This is a genomic window from Streptomyces sp. NPDC037273, from assembly GCF_055603625.1.
Genome location: NZ_JBVJVO010000008.1, coordinates 73,668 through 90,556 on the forward strand (window position 1 = coordinate 73,668; position 16,889 = coordinate 90,556).

Genomic DNA, 16,889 nt, shown 5'->3' on the forward strand with positions numbered 1-16,889 from the left:
GCTTGAAGGAGAACCGTGAGGCGCGCGTCGGACGGACCGCCCCTCGACCGGGCGGTGCCCGCACTGCTGGCCAAGGTCGGCAGATACCCGCAGCACCACGGCGGGCTCGGCGTGGTGCGCACCCTGGGCCGCGCGGGCGTCACCGTGCACGCCGTCGTCGAGGACCGCCTCACCCCGGTCGCACTCTCCCGGCACCTGTCCCGCGCGTTCGTCCGGCCGACCACCGGCCTGGAGAACCCGGACGCGCTCCTCGCCGCCTTCCTCGCCATCGGCCGGTCCCTCGGCACCCCGTGCGTCCCCGTGCCGACCGACGACGAGGCGGCGATCCTCTTCGCCGAGCACGCCGACGCCCTCTCCGAGCACTTCCTGCTGCCCCCCGTGCCCGCCGCCCTCCCGCGCCTCCTGGCCGGCAAGGCCAGCCTCCACGCGCTCTGCGAAAAACTCGGCGTCGGCTCGCCCCGCAGCAGGGCGCCCGCCGACCGCGACGAACTCGTCGACGCCGGGCGGGAACTGGGCTTCCCCGTCGTCCTCAAGAACCGCGACCCCTGGACCCGGCTCCGTACCCCCGCGGTCGGCGGCACCACCGCGGTCCGCGACGAGCGCGACCTCCTCGACCGCTTCCCGCCGGGCGCGCTCCCACCGGTCCTGGTGCAGGAGTACATCCCGCGGGAGGGCGCCGAGGACTGGATCACCCACCTGTACTGCGGGGCGGGCGGCGCGCCCCGGGTCGTCTTCACCGGCCTGAAACTGCGCTCCTGGCCGCCGTACGCCGGGGTGACGACCCGGGCCGTGGCCCTGGCCAACCCCGCCCTCGCGGAACTGGCGGCGGACCTGTGCCGCCGGATCGGCTACAGCGGGGTGGCGGACCTCGACTGGCGCTACGACGGCCGCGACCAGGTGTACAAACTGGTGGACTTCAACCCGCGGACCGGCGCCCAGTTCCGGCTGTTCGAGACCACCGGATCGGTCGACGTCGTCCGGGCCCTGCACCTGGACCTGACGGGCCGTGCCGTACCGGCGGGCCCCCAGGCCGACGGCCGCGTCTTCGTCGCCGGCCACCTCGACCTGCCGTCTGTCGCGGCCTGGCTCCGGGAGGAACGCCGGCTGCCGCCCGGCCTGCTGCCGGGCCGCGACACCGAGCGCGCCTGGCTCAGCTTGGAGGACCCGCTGCCCGCCGCGGCCGAGGCCGTCCGCTTCACCGGCACCGTCGCCCGCCGCCTCGGCCGCGAGACGCACGCCTTGTTAAAGTGAGATGTCCGATTCAGGGAGGATCCGTGGACGCCGTGTTCCTCCGGGCCGTGCCGGGGGAGCGGCCGGGTGCCGGACGCCTGGCCTTGAGCGGACTCCTCCCGCTCGACCCCAGCCCGCTGCTGACCCGGCCCTCCGACCTGGTGCGCGCCCACCGCCTCGCCGGACTGCTGCGCGGCCACGACGTCCGCTTCCGCGACCTCCACCGGCTGAAGCGGACCGTCTCCGACCTGCTGGTGTTCCGCCTTGAGGACCAGGCGGCCGAGCCCCTCGTGATCAAGCACCCGCGCAGTGCCCGCGCCGCAGGATCCCTCACCCGCGGCTGCGCCGCCCTGCGCGAGCTGGCCGCCGACGAGCGGACCGGCGAGTGGCGGCGGCTCCTCCCCCAGGCCGAGGAGCTGTGGCGCGGCGACCGGCTGCTGCTCGTGACCGAGCGCTGCCTGCCGGGCGTCGAAGGGGACGTACTGCTCCGCCGCGCACCCGGCAGGACCTGGCCGCTGGCCGTGGCCGCGCTCGGCACCGTGGCGGCCCTGCACCGCGCGACCGGCCGCCCGGAGCGCGTCGACGGCAGGACCGCCGACTGGGTGGACGCGCGCCTCGCGGTCCTCGCCGAGCAGATCCCCTGGTGCGGCGGCGCCCGTGGCACGGCCGCCGTGCGGGCCCTGCGCGAGCGCCTCACCGGCGGTCTCGCCGGACGCACCCTGACCGTGGCCCGGACCCACGGCGACTTCCACCCCGGGAACATCCTGGTCGACGAGGAGAGCGGCAGGCTGTCCGGAGTGATCGACTGGGCGGACTCGTTCCCCGACGGGCCGTGCGCCGTCGACTCCTACCTGTTCGTCCTCACGCTCCGCCAGCAGCGCGAGCGGCGGCAGCTGGGCCGGATCGTCGCCGACGCCGTGCGCCGCGGCGGCCTGCTGCCCGAGGACCGCGCCCTCCTCGCCCACGCCGACGTCCCGCCCCCGCGCCACGAATCCGACGAAGCCCTCCTCCCCCTGCTCACCTGGCTCTGGCACGTGGCCGGCAACACCGCCAAGTCCGCCCGCTACGGCCGCAGCCGGCGCTGGGTGACCGGCAACGTGGTGCCGGTCCTGACGGAGGTGGCGCGGCGATGACGGGCCGTCACCACAGCGCCACCGGTCCGGTGCGGGTGACGGCCCCCGCGCCGCGCGAGGTCTGGTGGCGGCTCGCCGGGGAGGACGGGGCGGCTCTGGTCACCCAGACCCCGGCCTGGCTCGACGCCTTGTGCGCGACGGCCCCCTACGAGGACGCCAGCCGGCTGTACGCCTTCGACGGCGGCCCCCTGATCCTCGTACCCCTCGCCCGGCGGCGCGGGCTGCCGGCCCGGCTGACCGCCGAGGAGTCCTGGCCGTCGGGCTGGGGCATCGGCGGGCCGCTGGCCTCGGCGGGCGCGCCCACCGGGGAGGAGGCCGGGGTCGTCCTCCGCGACCTGGCCCGGAGCCCCGCGCTGCGGGTCGGCCTGCGCCTCGGGCCGGACGCCGACCCGGCGTGGACGTCCGCCGCGCCCCCGGGCTTCGCCGCCGAGGCGCTGACGACGCACGTCCTCGACCTCAGCGGGGGGTTCGGCGCGGTGTGGGACCACCGCTTCCACGGCCGCGTCAGGCGCGATGTGCGCAGGGGCGAGCGGTCGTCCGTCGAGGTCGAGGTCGACCGCGAGGGCCGGCTGGTGGCCGAGTTCTACGGGCTTTACGAGACGTCCATGGTGCGGTGGGCGGGGCAGCAGCACGAGCCGAGGGCGCTGGCCCGGCTGCGGAGGTCACGGGAGTTCCCGCGGCGGTACCTGGAGGAGGTCGCCGACCGGTTCGGCTCCTCGTGCGCCGTCTATCTGGCCCGGGTCGGCGGGGAGCCGGCCGCGGGCGTGGTGGTGCTGTCGTACGGCGGCCGGGCCAAGTACTGGCGCGGGGCGATGGACCGGGACCTGGCCCATCCGGTGCGGGCGAACTTCCTGCTCCAGCGGCTCGCGATCGAGGACGCCTGCGCCGAGGGCCGGACGGCGTACCTCATGGGCGACTCCCGTCCCGGGTCGCCGCTGGCGCACTTCAAGGAGGGCTTCGGGGCCGAGGGCCGCCCCTCGATGCGCTTCCGCCGCGAGCGTCTGCCCCTCACCGGGGCGGACCGCGTGCTGCGGACCACGGCCAAGCGGCTGCTGCGATTCCGGGACGCCTGACCTGGTTTTGTTCGGGCCGGATAGGCTCAGGGGCGTGGAGTCGCAGGAGATGAAGAGTCGTCGGCCCTGGGTGGTGGGGGTTTCCGGGGCGTCGGGCACGCCGTACGCCGCCGCCGTACTGAGGGGGCTGCTGGCCGCCGGGGAGAGCGTCGACCTCGTCGTGTCGCGGGCCTCGCGGCTCACGCTGCTCGACGAGACGGGCATCTCCTTCCGGGACGCCCACTGGCGCGAGGACCTGGCGGCCTGGCTGGCGCGGGGCGCCGACGGGAAGCCGGACACCTTCGACGTGGCGGGCCGTCTCGACGACGTGAAGTACTGGGCGGCCGGTGACCTGGCCGCGGGGCCGTCCTCGGGTTCGTACCCGGCGAAGGGGATGCTCGTGGTGCCGGCCTCGACCGCCGCGGTGGCGGGAGTGGCGCTCGGACTCTCGAAGGACCTGCTGCAGCGGGTCGCGAGCGTGACGCTGAAGGAACGGCGTCCGCTGGTGGTCGCCGTGCGGGAGACCCCGCTGAACGGACAGACGCTGAGGCACATGGTGACGCTGGACGAGGCGGGCGCCGTGGTGCTGCCCGCCTCTCCGGCGTTCTACGCGGGTGCGACGCACATCCAGGATCTGGTGGACTTCGTCGCCGGGCGGGTGCTCGACGCGGCAGGCGTGCCGCACGAGCTGTACCGCCGTTGGGAAGGAGAGCTCGGTGCGGCTCTCCCTGCTGATTAGCGCTTCTTGGCGCGCTTCTTCGCGGCGCGCTTCGCAGCGGTGGACTGCTGGTGGGCACGCGAGCGGTCGGCCATCTCCTGCAGCTCGCGCATGCGGGCGTAGGCCATCTCGATCGTGTACACGGTGATCACCACTCCTGAAAGATCGTCTTTGATCCACTGAAAGATTCACAGGGTGTCGCCCCTGTGTACCTTAGATTTTACACCTAAACTCGCGGTATCGCTGGACAATGGAAGGTTCCTCCCTATGGACGCCGTGGACAGGCAGCTCATCCAGGCTCTGCGCGAGAACGGCCGTGCCTCGTACGCCGAGCTCGGCCGGCTCGTCGGGCTCTCCGGCCCCTCGGTCACCGACCGCATCAACCGCCTTGAGGCGGCCGGGGTCATCACCGGTTACCGCGCCACCGTCGACGCCGCCTCGCTCGGCCTCGGCGTCACCGCGCTGATCGGCATCTCCCTCTCCGACGCCGCCGACCACGAGGACGTGGCCCGCCGGCTCAAGGACCTCGCCGAGATCGAGGACTGCTGGTTCATCGCCGGCGACGACTCCTTCATGCTCAAGGTCCGCGCCAACGACGTCGACGGCCTGGAGAAGACGATCCGCCGCCTCTCCGGCACCAAGGGCGTCTCCCGCACCCGTACGACGATCGTGCTCTCCACCAAGTGGGAGAACCGGGTCGGGGACCTGCCTGAAGAAGGCTGACGCGAAGCGGCAATGGGGGTACCTCCCGCCCGAAGGGTGGGGGAGTACGGTGGGCGGAGCTTGGATTTCGGAGACAAAGGGAGGCGGCCGTAGTGGACGCTGGACTCAAGCGCGAACTTGAGCAGAAGGTCCGGGACGGTGAGCGGCTGAGCCGTGAGGACGGCATCGCCCTGTACGAGTCCGACGACCTCGCCTGGCTCGGCGGGCTGGCCCACGAGGTCCGGACCCGCAAGAACGGCGACGTGGTCCACTTCAATGTCAACCGGCATCTGAACATGACCAACGTCTGCACCGCCTCCTGCGCCTACTGCTCCTTCCAGCGCAAGCCGGGCGAGAAGGACGCGTACACCATGCGCATCGAGGAGGCCGTGCGCCTCGCGAAGGCGATGGAGAACGAGAACCTCACCGAGCTCCACATCGTCAACGGGCTGCACCCCAACCTGCCCTGGCGCTACTACCCGCGCTCGCTCTCCGAGCTCAAGAAGGCCCTGCCGAACGTCTCCCTCAAGGCGTTCACGGCCACCGAGATCCACCACTTCGAGACGATCTCCGGGCTCTCCGCCTCCGAGATCCTCGACGAGCTGATCGACGCCGGTCTGGAGTCCCTGACCGGCGGCGGCGCCGAGATCTTCGACTGGGAGGTCCGCCAGCACATCGTGGACCACCGCACCCACTGGGAGGACTGGTCCCGGATCCACCGGCTCGCCCACGAGAAGGGGCTCAAGACCCCCTCGACCATGCTGTACGGGCACATCGAGGAGCCGCGCCACCGCGTGGACCACGTGCTGCGGCTGCGCGAGCTCCAGGACGAGACCAACGGCTTCCAGGTCTTCATCCCGCTGCGCTACCAGCACGACTTCGTCGACATGCAGGACGGCAAGGTCCGCAACAAGCTCCAGGCGCGCACCACGATGGCGACCGGCGCCGAGGCCCTGAAGACCTTCGCGGTCTCCCGGCTCCTCTTCGACAACGTGCCGCACGTCAAGGTCTTCTGGGTCATGCACGGCGTCCAGACCGCCCAGCTCGCGCTCCAGCACGGCGCCGACGACATGGACGGCTCGGTCGTCGAGTACAAGATCACTCACGACGCCGACAACTACGGCACCCCGAACAAGCTCGGCCGTGAGGACCTGCTCGAACTCATCCGCGACGCCGGCTTCCGCCCGGTCGAGCGCAACACCCGGTACGAGATCATCCGCGAGTACCCGGGCCCCGACGCGGAGCGCCGCGAGACGCCGCAGGCCATGCGGTTCTGAGGCTCCACCGAGTGCGTGAGGAAGGGCCGGCGGGAATCCCGCCGGCCCTTCCTCGTATCCCTCAGTCCAGGGGGAGCAGCATGACGATGTCGTCGCGGTCGTCGCCCGGGGCCACCCGGATCGCCCCGGGGATGCGGCCGACCTCCTTGTAGCCCGCGCGGGCGTAGAAGCCTTCGAGGCCGAGGCCGCCCCGGCAGGTGAGGCGGATGGCCTCGATCTCCTCGAAGCCGTCGGCGGTGCGGGCGGCCCGTTCGACGGCCGCCATGAGGTCGAGGCCGTACCCCTTGCCCTGGTGCCCGGGGTGGACCATCACCGTGTACAGCCACACCCAGTGGCCCATCAGCGGGTGGGTGTTGAAGGTGAAGAACGCGGTGGCGGCGATCTCGCCGTCCCCGTCGCGGCCGACGAGCAGACGCGTGCGGCCCTCCGTCATCGCCACGAGGTGCCTGAGCAGCGCCGGGCGGATCGTGTCGGCGGTGGCGGGGGGTACGAAACCGACCGCGCCGCCCGCGTTGGTGACGTCGGCCCAGAGGGCGAGGACGCCCTCGCGCAGGGCGGTGTCGACGGTCGGGTCGACCTCGAACGTAAGGGTCATGAGGCGATCGTATCTATTACTCGCGGGTGGGCTCAAGAGTTGCCGGTCGTACGCGAGCACCGCCGGCTCCTCTGAACCCACCCGCGGCCGGCTCCGCACCCCGCTCCCGGCGGGCGCTTCTCCCCGTGCTTCACTGGAGGGGCGCTCGTCCCGTATGGGACCTTGGGAACTTTTCGGAACGTCGGAACGGAAGAGTGAGCTGACATGCTCCGCTACACGCTGATGCGTCTCGGCATCTTCGCCGGATGCTTCCTCGCCCTGTGGGGCCTCGTCTACGCCGGCGTCCTGCCGCGCGGCCTCGGCGACTCGAACCTCCTCTGGGTCCTCCTCCTCTCCATCCTCATCTCCGCCCCCCTCAGCTTCGTCCTCCTCCGCAAGGCCCGCGACGAAGCCAGCGCCGAAGTCGTCGCCAAGGTCGACCGCGCCAAGGACCGCCTCGCGGCCAACCGCTCCCAGGAGGACGCGCTCTAACCCTCCCCACGGCGTATGGCTGGGTCAGGTGAACGCCGAGCCCGTCGCGTAAGCGCTGCGTAAGCTTGCTCACAGATCAGTGGGATTCGGACACCCCGGGTTGGGCCTTCCAAGGCTGCTGCCTGGGGTGTTCTGCGTTTCGGAGGTCGGGGGGCTGGTTTGGGTCTCAAAGAATGGCTTTGAGGATGTCAAAGTTCAAGTGTTAACGTGGTCGCCATGAAGACATCAGTGCGCCTCTCTCATGCCGTGGGCATTCCGCTCGTGGCGCGCCTGCATGTCGATCTGTGCCGCTGTATGTCCGCGGTCTGTTGCCGCGAGGTCTGATCCGGCATCATGCAGCGGCCCGCGCGTTGAGCGTGTGGTGCCGCACACCCGTTCTCGTATTCATTCGATACGCATCTGTGGAGTGTGTCTGTGTCCGCGCCTGCGAACGCGACCGAGGCGAAGGCCTCGTCCCGTATACCCAAGGTCCCTTTCTGGGCCCAGATCATCGCCGGTCTCGTGATCGGTGCGCTGCTGGGCTGGGTGGCCCGCAGCCAGGACGTGTCGTGGCTGAAGGAGACGCTGGGGCAGATCGGCGACATCTTCGTCCAGCTGTTGAAGCTGGCCGTGGCGCCGCTCGTGTTCTTCGCGATCCTGGTGTCGATCACGAACCTGCGGAAGGTGAACAACGCGGCGAGGCTCGCGACCCGCACGCTGCTGTGGTTCATGATCACCTCGCTGATCGCGGTGGGCATCGGCCTGGCGATCGGTCTGATCACGAACCCGGGCTCGGGCACCGGCCTGACCCCGCAGGACGGCAAGCTGCCGAAGCGCGAGGGCTCGTGGATCGACTTCCTGACGGGGATCATCCCGACGGACGTGATCACGCCGTTCACCGAGCTGAACGTGCTGCAGATCGTGTTCATGGCGGCCGTCGCCGGCATCGCCGCGCTGAAGCTCGGTGACCGGGCCAAGCCGATCCTGACGCTCTCCGAGTCGATCCTGGAGCTGCTTCAGAAGGCGCTGTGGTGGGTCATCCGCCTCGCGCCGCTGGGCACCGTCGGCCTCATCGGCTTCGCCATCGCCGACTACGGCTGGGACCTGATCGGCAAGTACGCGACGTTCACCGCCGACATCTACGTCGGTTGCGCCCTGGTCCTGTTCGGCGTCTACCCGCTGCTGCTGGCCACGGTCGCCAAGGTCAACCCGCTGCACTTCTTCAAGGGCGCCTGGCCGGCCATCCAGCTGGCGTTCGTCTCCCGCTCCTCGGTCGGCACGATGCCGGTCACCCAGAAGGTCACCGAGCGCCTCGGCGTCCCGAAGGAGTACGCCTCCTTCGCCGTGCCGTTCGGCGCGACGACCAAGATGGACGGCTGCGCGGCGATCTACCCGGCGCTCGCCGCGATCTTCATCGCGCAGATCTTCGACGTGCAGCTGGGCATCGGCGACTACCTGCTGATCGCCTTCGTCTCGGTGATCGGCTCGGCGGCCACCGCCGGTCTGACCGGCGCGACGGTCATGCTGACCCTGACCCTCTCCACCCTGGGCCTGCCCCTGGAGGGCGTCGGCCTGCTCATGGCGATCGACCCGATCCTCGACATGATGCGGACCGCCACCAACGTCGCCGGCCAGGCGCTGGTCCCGGTGATCGTCTCCGCCCGCGAGAAGATCCTCGACCTGACGGCGTACGAGAACGCCTCGGCGTCCCCGATCGACGAGCTGGTCGAGATCGGCGAGACCGACGAGAAGGTCGCGGTCACCGCCGCCGCCTGACCTGAACTGACAGGCCCCCGAGGTCCGCGTGCCCCCTGCCCCCGTCCGGGCAGGGGGCACGTACGCTTTCGCGGGGCATCCGGTGGATCTTGGAAGCGGGGATGTGGTCGCGATGGCCGACGGGACGAAGGCGCGGCGGTTGCCGAGGGCCGTGCGGGAGCGGCAGATGCTGGACGCGGCCGTACGGAGCTTCGCGCGGCACGGGTACCAGACGGCGTCCATGGACGAGATCGCCGAGCTGGCGGGGGTGTCGAAGCCGCTGGTGTACCTGTATCTGAACTCCAAGGAGGAGCTGTTCACCGCCTGCATCAGGCGGGAGGCGGGGGCGCTGCTCGCGGCGGTGGCCGCGGGGGTGGAGGACCGGAGCGTGCCGCCGGACGAGCGGCTGTGGGCGGGGCTGCTGGCGTTCTTCACGTACGCGGCGGAGAACCCGGACTCGTGGGTGGTGCTCAGCCGGCAGGCGCGGACGCAGGGGGAGCCGTTCGCGACGGAGGCGGCGCGGATGCGGGACGAGATCGCCGCGTTCGTGGCGGGGCTGATCGGGGAGGCGGCCCGGGAGGCGCAGGGGGGTGCCGAGATCACCGGGCGGGATGTGGAGGCGCTCGCGCAGGCGCTGGTCGGGTCGGCCGAGTCGCTGGCGGGCTGGGCGAACGAGACGCCGGGGGTGACGGCGAGGGAGGCGGCGGCGACGCTGATGAACTTCGCCTGGGCGGGGCTGGGAAACCTCATGAAAAGTCAACGGTGGTCTCCCCGTTGAGGCTTACCGCGCAGTAAGGTTACCGGCTAGTTAAAGCTCCGTAAGGGCGCGACAAAGCTCCGTATGGGCGCAACGTACCGACGCACGACCTCAGTTCATCGCGATAACCGAGGAGCCGCACGTGTCCGTCGCCACCGCCGCAGCCGGGACCGAGCCCGTCGAGCCGCACAAGACGCTGGTGGACGGGCGGGTGCGGGAGGTCTCCCTGCCGCCCCTCGTGCCCGTGGTCCGGCGCGGCTCGCTCGCCGACCTGCCCTACGACAACGCCCGCCAGGAGCCCGAGGTCCCGCTCTTCTCCCGTAAGGACGCGGACGGCGCCTGGTACGACGTCACCGCCTCGCGCTTCGCCGCCGAGGTGCACGCCGTCGCCAAGGGACTCATCGCCCACGGCCTGCGGCCCGGCGACCGGCTCGCGCTGATGGCCAGGACCACCTACGCGTGGACGCTGCTCGACTTCGCCGCCTGGGCCGCCGGACTCGTCACCGTCCCGGTCTACCCGACGTCCTCCGCCTTCCAGACCCGCTGGATCCTCCAGGACTCCGGCGCCGCCGCCTGTGTCGTCGAGGACTCCGACCAGGCGCGGCTCGTCTCCGCCGAACGGCGCCAGCTCCCCGGGCTCGCCCACCTGTGGGTGCTGGACGCCGGCGCCGTCGACCTGCTCCGCAGGGCCGGGAGCAGGGTCGCCGACGAGGCCGTCACCGCCCGCCGGGGACTGCTCACCCCCGAGACCCTCGCCACCCTCATCTACACCTCGGGCACCACGGGACGGCCCAAGGGCTGCGCCCTCACCCACGCCAACTTCTTCGCCGAGGTCGACAACGCGGTCCGGCTGCTCCACCCCGTCTTCGTCTCGGAGAGCAAGGAGCCCGCCGCCACCCTGCTCTTCCTGCCGCTCTCGCACGTCTTCGGGCGGATGGTCGCCGTCGGCTGCGTCCGTGCCCGGGTACGGGTCGGGCACGCGCCCTCGGTGGAGGGCGAGGAACTCCTCGGCGACCTGGCGGGCTTCCGGCCGACGTTCCTGCTGGCCATCCCGTACGTCCTGGAGAAGGTCTTCAACACCGCCCGCGCCACCGCCGAACGGGGCGGCAAGGCCGCCGCCTTCGACCGGGCCGCGCGGATCGCCCGCCGGTACGGACGGGAGGCGGCGCCCTCGCTCGCCCTGCGGGCCGCCCGGGCGCTGTACGACCCGCTGGTCTACCGGCGGATCAGGAACGTGCTCGGCGGCCGGGTGAAGTACGTGATCTGCGGCGGCTCCCCGCTCGGCGCCCGGCTCGCCGAGTTCTTCGCCGGCGCGGGCGTCGAGGTCTTCGAGGGGTACGGCCTGACGGAGACCACCGCGGCCTCCACGGTGACCCCGCCGCAGCGGCCGCGCACCGGGACCGTCGGCTGGCCGTTGCCCGGCACGGCCGTCCGGATCGCCGACGACGGCGAGGTGTGGCTCAAGGGCGGTCACGTCTTCGCGGGCTACTGGGACGCCCAGCGCGGGGTCGCCGTGCCGTACACCGACGACGGCTGGTTCCCCACCGGCGACCTCGGTTCGCTGGACGAGGACGGCTATCTGCGGATCACCGGCCGCAAGAAGGACATCATCATCACCTCCGCCGGGAAGAACGTCGCCCCGGCGCCCCTGGAGGACTGGCTGCGCGCCCACCCGCTGGTCGCCCAGTGCCTCGTCCTCGGCGACGACCGCCCCTACGTCACCGCCCTGATCACCCTCGACCACGAGGGCCTCGTCCACTGGCGCCGGATGCGCCACAAGGACCATCTGGCGCTCTGGGAACTGGCCCGCGACCCCGACCTGCTGGCCGCGGTCCAGCGCGCGGTCGACGACGCCAACCGCCTCGTCTCCCGCGCCGAGTCCATCCGCGCCTTCCGCGTCCTCACCACCGAGTTCTCCGAGTCCTCCGGCCACCTCACCCCGTCCCTCAAGCTCAAACGGCGGGCCGTGCTGCGGGACTTCGCGCGGGAGGTCGAGGAGATGTACGGCTCCGGTGCCGCTTCCGGCGGCGAATAGGCCTCAGGGCCAGAGGAGTTCGCGGGTCCAGGTGCCGTCCGGCTCGCGGCGGTAGCGGAGGCGGAGGTGGCGGCGCTGTTCGTCGCCCTGGAAGAACTCGACCTCGGAGGGCTCGACGACGTAGAGGGTCCAGGTGGGGGCGGGGGCGTCGGGCTCGGCCTGGGCCCGGCGCCAGGCGGCGGCACTGGCCTCGGCGAGGGCCGCGGGGGAGTCGAGGACTTCGCTCTGCCGGCCGACCAGGGCGGAGGCGAGGGCGCCGGTGGTGCGGGCGTGGAGGTCGGCGTGGGCTTCCTCGGGGGTGCCGGTGGTGACGTGGCCGCGGACGCGGACCTGGCGGCCCTGGACCGGCCAGTAGAAGCCGAGCGCGGCCTCGGGGCGGGCGGCGAGCTGGCGGCCCTTGGCGCTGGTGGCGTGGGAGGCGAAGTGCCAGCCGCGTTCGTCGGCGTCGTGCAGCATCACCGTACGGACGTCGGGGCGGCCGGTCCCGTCCACGGTGGCGAGGGAGAGGGTGTGCGGCTCGGTCTGGCCGGCCGCGACCGCCTCGGTGAACCAGTCGTGGAAGAGGGCGAGGGGCTCGGGCGGGGCGCCCGCCGGGTCGAAGGAGGGGAGCTCGGTGTCCCAGACCCGGAGGGAGTGGAGGGCACGGTGGAAGTCGGTCATGCGGCCACGGTAGGGCGCCGGTCCGCCGCCGTCGTGCCCGGCGCGGCGTAGTCCTCGATCGGGACCGCGTTCGCCGCCGCCTGGATGCCGTCGCGGATCTTCTTCGCGATGAGGTTCTTCCAGGGGGTCTTCGGCAGCGTCCGCACCATGAACATCCGCAGGGCGATCTTCCACTTCGAGCCGACCGTCATCTCCTTCACGAAGCCCTCGGCGAGCCGCTGGTTCTGCTCCACGCCGGGCCGCATCCGCTCCTCGTAGCGGGCGAACGCCACCGTGTGGTCGCCCCGGGCCCTGGCGAGCTCGCCGGCGAGGACGTAGGCGCCGGTCAGGGCGAGACCGGTGCCCTGACCCGAGGCGGGGGAGGCGCAGTGAGCGGCGTCGCCGAGCAGCACGACCCGGCCCTTCGACCAGCTGTCCATCTCCACCAGGGACATGGAGTCGAGGTAGAAGTCGTCGGCGTCGGCCGCGTGCCCGAGGAGCCGCGGGACCTCCCAGCCGTCGCCCGCGAACGTGTCGGCGAGCAGCCGCTTCTGGTCGGTGACGCTCCGCAGGTCGTACGGGAGTTCCTCGGGCGCCGAGAAGATGAACAGGTTCTTCGCGTCGCTCTCGCCGGAGGAGCTGTAGACGCACAGCAGCTTCTTCGGGATCGCGTGGTACGTCTCCCAGCGGTCCAGGCCCAGGTGGTTGGGGGCCGTGAAGATGGAGATGTACGCGCCGAGGTGGCGCTTGAACCGCTCCTCGGGGCCGAAGGCGAGCCTCCGGGTGTTCGAGTGGAGGCCGTCGGCGCCGACGACCAGGTCGAAGCGGCGGACGGTGCCGCTCTCGAAGGTGACGGTGACGCCGTCGGCGTCCTCGGCGAGGGCCGCGATGGAGTCGCCGAAGACGTACTCGACGTCCTGCGAGGTCCGGTCGTGGATGATCCGGGCGAGCTCGCCGCGCATGATCTCGTCGTCCTCCTCGACGCGCCCGCCGAAGATGTCCGCGGGCAGCTCGCCGATGGTGCGGCCGGCGTCGTCGACGTACGAACCGCCGCGCATGTCCGTGGAGTTGGCGCGGATCTCGTCCAGGATGCCCATCCGGCGGCAGACCTCGATCGCGGTGCCGCGGATGTCCACCTTGTAGCCGCCGGTGCGGAGCTCGGGGGCCTTCTCGACGACCGTCGGGACGAAGCCGTAGCGGTGCAGCCAGAGGGCGAGGGCGGGGCCGGCGATGGAGGCGCCGGAGATGAGGACGGTCCGGGCGGAGGTCTGGGCGGAGATCTGGTGCGCGGTCATGGCAGGACTCCTTGTCGGGTGTCTGCGGGCCGGGGTGCTCCCTGCCCGCAGACATGACTATACGGATGTCCTACACGCGTGTCTATGACGCTTGTATAGATTCTCGCGCGGGGCGCTCCGGGGGTCAGCCGCGGCCGAGGATCACCGTCCCCGAGGAGCAGAACCACCCGCCCGTCCCCGAGGCCACCGCGAGCTCCGGCAAGGAGCCGTCCGGGCGGCGCACCTGGAGGCCCGGGGCCTCGCCGCGCAGTTGCCGTACGGCCTCGACGAGGAGGAACAGGCCGCGCATCCCCGGGTGGCAGGCCGAGAGGCCGCCGCCGTCGGTGTTCACCGGCAGCCGGTCCTTCTCCGCGAAGTACGCGCCGCCCTCGCCCTTCGCGCAGAAGCCCAGGTCCTCCAGGGTCACCAGGGTCATGTAGGTGAAGGCGTCGTAGACCTCGGCGAGGTCGATGTCGGCGGGGGAGACCCCGGCCCGCTCGAAGGCCAGCCGGCCGCTGACCGCCGCCGGGGAGACCGTGAAGTCCTCCCACTCGGACATCGTGGTGTGCGAGGCGTGTTCGCCGGTGCCGAGCACCCAGACCGGGGCCGTACGGCAGTCCTGGACGTACTCCTCGGCGACGAGGAGCACCGCGCAGCCGCCGTCGCTGCGGATGCAGCAGTGCAGCTTGGTGAAGGGGTCCGCGATCATCGGGCCGCCGAGGACCTCGTCGACGGTGACCGGCTCGCGGAACATCGCCTCCTGGTTGAGGGCCGCGTTCGCGCGCGCCTGGACGGCGACCTCGGCGAGCTGCTCCAGGGTCGTGCCGTACTCGTGCATGTGACGGCGGGCGGCCATCGCGTACTTGGCGATCAGGGTGTGCCCGTACGGGACCTCGAACTGGAGCGGGCCGCGCGAACCGAAGGACAGGTTCGCGGTGCGGCGCCGGGCCCGGATGTCGGCGCGGGCGGTGGAGCCGTACACGAGCAGGACGGCGTTCGCGTGGCCCGCGGCGATCGCGTCGGCGGCGTGCGCGGCCATGACCTCCCAGGTGGCGCCGCCGACGGCGGTCGAGTCCACCCAGCGGGGGCGCAGCCCCAGGTACTCGGCCACCTCCACCGGGGCGAGGGTGCCGAGCCCCGCCGAGGCCAGGCCGTCGATCAGCGAGCGGTCGAGACCGCTGTCCGCGAGGGCGCGGCGGGCGGCCTGGGCGTGCAGGGCGTAAGGGGTGGCCTCGTCGACACGGCCACAGTCGGAGAGCGCGACCCCGACGGCGGCGACGCGGCGGGCGCTGCGTGTGGTGGGCATGAATCTGACGGTACATCAGATTCTTTGAATCGGGACCGGTGTCTCTCTGGGCAACCGCGCCCGCACCGCCCTAGCATGACGCACCGTCAGATACGGAGGGAGCTCCATGGACGCCGCCGATCACGCCGCGCTCACCGCCGCGCCAGCGGACCCGCTCACCACCCCGCCGGCGGACCCGCCCCCGGCCCCCCTCGCCGAAGGGCCCACCGCCGAACAGCGGCGCGAGACCCGCCGGGCCCTGCGGGAACTGCTCGCCGAGCGGGCCGGACCGGAGGAGAACCGGGCGGCCACCGCCACCGCCGAGGGCTACGACACCGCCCTGTGGGCCCGGATGTCCGGCACCCTCCGCCTCGCCGGACTCACCGTCCCCGAGGAGTACGGAGGAGCCGGACGCGGCCCCGCCCTCGCCGAACTCGCCCTCGCCTGCGAGGAGACCGGCCGCGCCCTCGCCCCCTCCCCGCTGCTCGCCACCACCGTCCTCGCCGCCCCGCTCCTCGCGGCCCTCGGCACCCCCGCCCAGCGCGCCGAACTCCTGCCCCGCCTCGCCGACGGCAGCCTGACCTGCGCCCTCGCCGTCCCCGGCCCCCTCGCACTCGCCCTCGGCCTCACCGGCGACAACACCGCGCACGACTGGTCCGGCGGCGGCCGCGCCGGCGGCATCCAGGCCGCCCGCACCCCGGAAGGCGGCTGGCGGCTGTACGGCGAGGCCGCCCACGTCGTCGACGGCCACAGCGCCGGCCTGCTGATCGTCGCCGCCCACACGGGGGGCTTCGCCCGCAGCCGCACGCTGCTGTTCCTGGTGCGGACGGAGGCGGGGGGCGACGCGCGCGCCGGCGCACGTACGGACGCGGCCGGTGACGCACGTACCGAGGCCCGTACCGCCGCGCCCGGCGGCGTCCGTACCGACGCGCCCGCCGACCCCCGTACCCACGCCGCCGAGGTCCCCGGGCTCGTCCGGACCCGGCAGCCGGCCCTGGACGCCACCCGCGCCCAGGCCACCGTGCAGTTCCGCGACGCGGCGGCCGAGCTGCTCGGCGAGGAACCCGCGGACGTCCTCGGCGCCCTCGCCGCCACCGGCCGTACCGCAGCCGTCATGCTGGCGGCCGAAGCGGTCGGCGCCGCGCGGGAGGCCCTCGACCGCACGGTCGCCCACGCGGGCCGCGCCACACCCGCCGGGCACCGGCTCGCCGACCTCCACGCGCGGATCGAGGCGGCCCGCTCCCTCACGTACTGCGCCGCGCGCGAGGCGGAAGGCGGCCCGCTCGCCCTCGCCCACGCGCTGGAGGCCCTGCGCGCCACGGCCGGGGAGAGCGTCCAGCTGCACGACGGCACCGGGCGCGGCCGGCAGCACGAGGCGCAGCTCTACTTCCGTCGCGCCGCCTCCGACGAACTGCTCTTCGGGCCCGCAAGGCGGCTGCGCGCCCGGGCCGCGGAACGGACCGGACTCCTCGGAGAGGTGGCGGCCTGATGCCCGTCGGCGTGAGGCTCATGCAGAAGGTGTCCTCGACCAGGACCTTCGCCAGGATCGCCCCGCACGTCATCCCGGCCATGGACCGGACCGTGCACCGGCTGACCCGAGGCAAGGTCCTGCTCAGCGCCCGCATGCTGCCCGGGGTGGTGCTCACCGCCCGGGGCGCCAGGAGCGGGCAGCCCAGGGTGACCCCGCTCGCCTGCATGCCCGAGCCGGACGGCCGCTGGCTGCTCATCGGCTCCAACTTCGGCCGCCCCGGCCACCCCGCCTGGACCGCCAACCTGCTCGCCCATCCGGACGTCCAGGTGAACTGGCGCGGCGAGGACATCCCCGTACGGGCCGAGCTGCTCGGCGGGGAGGACCGGGCCGCCGCCTGGGCGGCCGCGCTGAAGTTCTGGCCGCCGTACGCCACCTACCAGGCGCGGATCGACCGCGAGATCAGGCTCTTCCGGCTGACCAGGAGGTAGCAGCGGGCCCGGCCCGGAACACGGCGAC

Annotated in this window: 17 protein-coding genes; 12 read left to right on the forward strand and 5 right to left on the reverse strand. The window is 72.6% G+C overall.

Annotated elements, in window-relative coordinates; translation table 11 throughout:
• Positions 1-15 precede the first annotated feature (15 nt).
• The 4 genes from ACZ7G1_RS22005 to ACZ7G1_RS22020 are packed head-to-tail and all read left to right on the forward strand — an operon-like array spanning position 16 to position 4,154.
• The gene (locus ACZ7G1_RS22005; protein ID WP_470874032.1) at positions 16-1,251 is read left to right on the forward strand and encodes a carboxylate--amine ligase; all 1,236 of its coding nucleotides are present in this window, start codon (positions 16-18) and stop codon (positions 1,249-1,251) included.
• A 23-nt stretch (positions 1,252-1,274) separates the two neighbouring features.
• On the forward strand, positions 1,275-2,363 hold the full coding sequence (locus ACZ7G1_RS22010; protein ID WP_470874033.1) for a phosphotransferase family protein: 1,089 nt from the start codon (positions 1,275-1,277) through the stop codon (positions 2,361-2,363).
• Positions 2,360-3,436 (forward strand): GNAT family N-acetyltransferase, encoded by a 1,077-nt coding sequence (locus ACZ7G1_RS22015; RefSeq protein ID WP_470874034.1) that lies wholly within the window; start codon positions 2,360-2,362, stop codon positions 3,434-3,436. The genes ACZ7G1_RS22010 and ACZ7G1_RS22015 overlap by 4 nt, the downstream gene beginning before the upstream one ends.
• A gap of 49 nt (positions 3,437-3,485) precedes the next feature.
• Complete coding sequence (locus tag ACZ7G1_RS22020) at positions 3,486-4,154, forward strand: UbiX family flavin prenyltransferase (protein WP_470874393.1); 669 nt, start codon at positions 3,486-3,488, stop codon at positions 4,152-4,154.
• On the opposite strand, the gene ACZ7G1_RS22025 is transcribed toward ACZ7G1_RS22020, so the two are convergent.
• On the reverse strand, positions 4,151-4,288 hold the full coding sequence (locus ACZ7G1_RS22025) for a hypothetical protein (protein WP_470874036.1): 138 nt from the start codon (positions 4,286-4,288) through the stop codon (positions 4,151-4,153). The genes ACZ7G1_RS22020 and ACZ7G1_RS22025 overlap by 4 nt on opposite strands.
• Before the next feature lie 112 nt (positions 4,289-4,400).
• On the opposite strand from ACZ7G1_RS22025, the gene ACZ7G1_RS22030 reads away from it, so the two are divergent.
• Complete coding sequence (locus ACZ7G1_RS22030) at positions 4,401-4,856, forward strand: Lrp/AsnC family transcriptional regulator (RefSeq protein WP_031013392.1); 456 nt, start codon at positions 4,401-4,403, stop codon at positions 4,854-4,856.
• 92 nt (positions 4,857-4,948) lie between these two features.
• Positions 4,949-6,112 (forward strand): aminofutalosine synthase MqnE, encoded by a 1,164-nt coding sequence (mqnE, locus tag ACZ7G1_RS22035; protein ID WP_470874038.1) that lies wholly within the window; start codon positions 4,949-4,951, stop codon positions 6,110-6,112.
• Positions 6,113-6,173: 61 nt separating this feature from the next.
• Here mqnE and ACZ7G1_RS22040 read toward each other — a convergent pair whose 3' ends face one another.
• Complete coding sequence (locus ACZ7G1_RS22040) at positions 6,174-6,707, reverse strand: GNAT family N-acetyltransferase (protein ID WP_470874040.1); 534 nt, start codon at positions 6,705-6,707, stop codon at positions 6,174-6,176.
• A 204-nt stretch (positions 6,708-6,911) separates the two neighbouring features.
• Here ACZ7G1_RS22040 and ACZ7G1_RS22045 point away from each other — a divergent pair, with 204 nt between their 5' ends.
• The 4 genes from ACZ7G1_RS22045 to ACZ7G1_RS22060 all read left to right on the forward strand — a co-directional run bounded on the left by ACZ7G1_RS22045 (position 6,912) and on the right by ACZ7G1_RS22060 (position 11,704).
• A complete protein-coding gene (locus ACZ7G1_RS22045; RefSeq protein WP_470874042.1) occupies positions 6,912-7,178 on the forward strand; it encodes a DUF4229 domain-containing protein in 267 nt (88 codons plus the stop codon).
• Between the two features lie 414 nt (positions 7,179-7,592).
• Positions 7,593-8,933 (forward strand): dicarboxylate/amino acid:cation symporter, encoded by a 1,341-nt coding sequence (locus tag ACZ7G1_RS22050; RefSeq protein WP_470874044.1) that lies wholly within the window; start codon positions 7,593-7,595, stop codon positions 8,931-8,933.
• A 112-nt stretch (positions 8,934-9,045) separates the two neighbouring features.
• Positions 9,046-9,690, forward strand: coding sequence for a TetR/AcrR family transcriptional regulator (locus ACZ7G1_RS22055; protein ID WP_470874046.1), 645 nt, complete (start codon positions 9,046-9,048; stop codon positions 9,688-9,690).
• 121 nt (positions 9,691-9,811) lie between these two features.
• Positions 9,812-11,704 carry an AMP-dependent synthetase/ligase gene (locus tag ACZ7G1_RS22060; protein WP_470874047.1) on the forward strand — a complete coding sequence of 631 codons (1,893 nt, stop codon included), beginning with the start codon at positions 9,812-9,814 and terminating at the stop codon, positions 11,702-11,704.
• Between the two features lie 3 nt (positions 11,705-11,707).
• On the opposite strand, the gene ACZ7G1_RS22065 is transcribed toward ACZ7G1_RS22060, so the two are convergent.
• From ACZ7G1_RS22065 to ACZ7G1_RS22075, 3 genes are all read right to left on the reverse strand, one after another.
• Positions 11,708-12,364 carry a pyridoxine/pyridoxamine 5'-phosphate oxidase gene (locus ACZ7G1_RS22065; RefSeq protein ID WP_470874049.1) on the reverse strand — a complete coding sequence of 219 codons (657 nt, stop codon included), beginning with the start codon at positions 12,362-12,364 and terminating at the stop codon, positions 11,708-11,710.
• Positions 12,361-13,638 (reverse strand): FAD-dependent monooxygenase, encoded by a 1,278-nt coding sequence (locus tag ACZ7G1_RS22070; RefSeq protein ID WP_470874051.1) that lies wholly within the window; start codon positions 13,636-13,638, stop codon positions 12,361-12,363. Before ACZ7G1_RS22070 ends, ACZ7G1_RS22065 begins: the two co-directional genes overlap by 4 nt.
• A 124-nt stretch (positions 13,639-13,762) precedes the next feature.
• Positions 13,763-14,923 (reverse strand): thiolase C-terminal domain-containing protein, encoded by a 1,161-nt coding sequence (locus ACZ7G1_RS22075; protein ID WP_470874053.1) that lies wholly within the window; start codon positions 14,921-14,923, stop codon positions 13,763-13,765.
• Positions 14,924-15,029: 106 nt separating this feature from the next.
• Here ACZ7G1_RS22075 and ACZ7G1_RS22080 point away from each other — a divergent pair, with 106 nt between their 5' ends.
• Together ACZ7G1_RS22080 and ACZ7G1_RS22085 are read left to right on the forward strand one after the other, a co-directional pair.
• The gene (locus ACZ7G1_RS22080) at positions 15,030-16,391 is read left to right on the forward strand and encodes an acyl-CoA dehydrogenase family protein (RefSeq protein ID WP_470874054.1); all 1,362 of its coding nucleotides are present in this window, start codon (positions 15,030-15,032) and stop codon (positions 16,389-16,391) included.
• On the forward strand, positions 16,391-16,861 hold the full coding sequence (locus ACZ7G1_RS22085; protein ID WP_470874055.1) for a nitroreductase family deazaflavin-dependent oxidoreductase: 471 nt from the start codon (positions 16,391-16,393) through the stop codon (positions 16,859-16,861). Before ACZ7G1_RS22080 ends, ACZ7G1_RS22085 begins: the two co-directional genes overlap by 1 nt.
• The last annotated feature ends 28 nt before the right edge of the window (positions 16,862-16,889 follow it).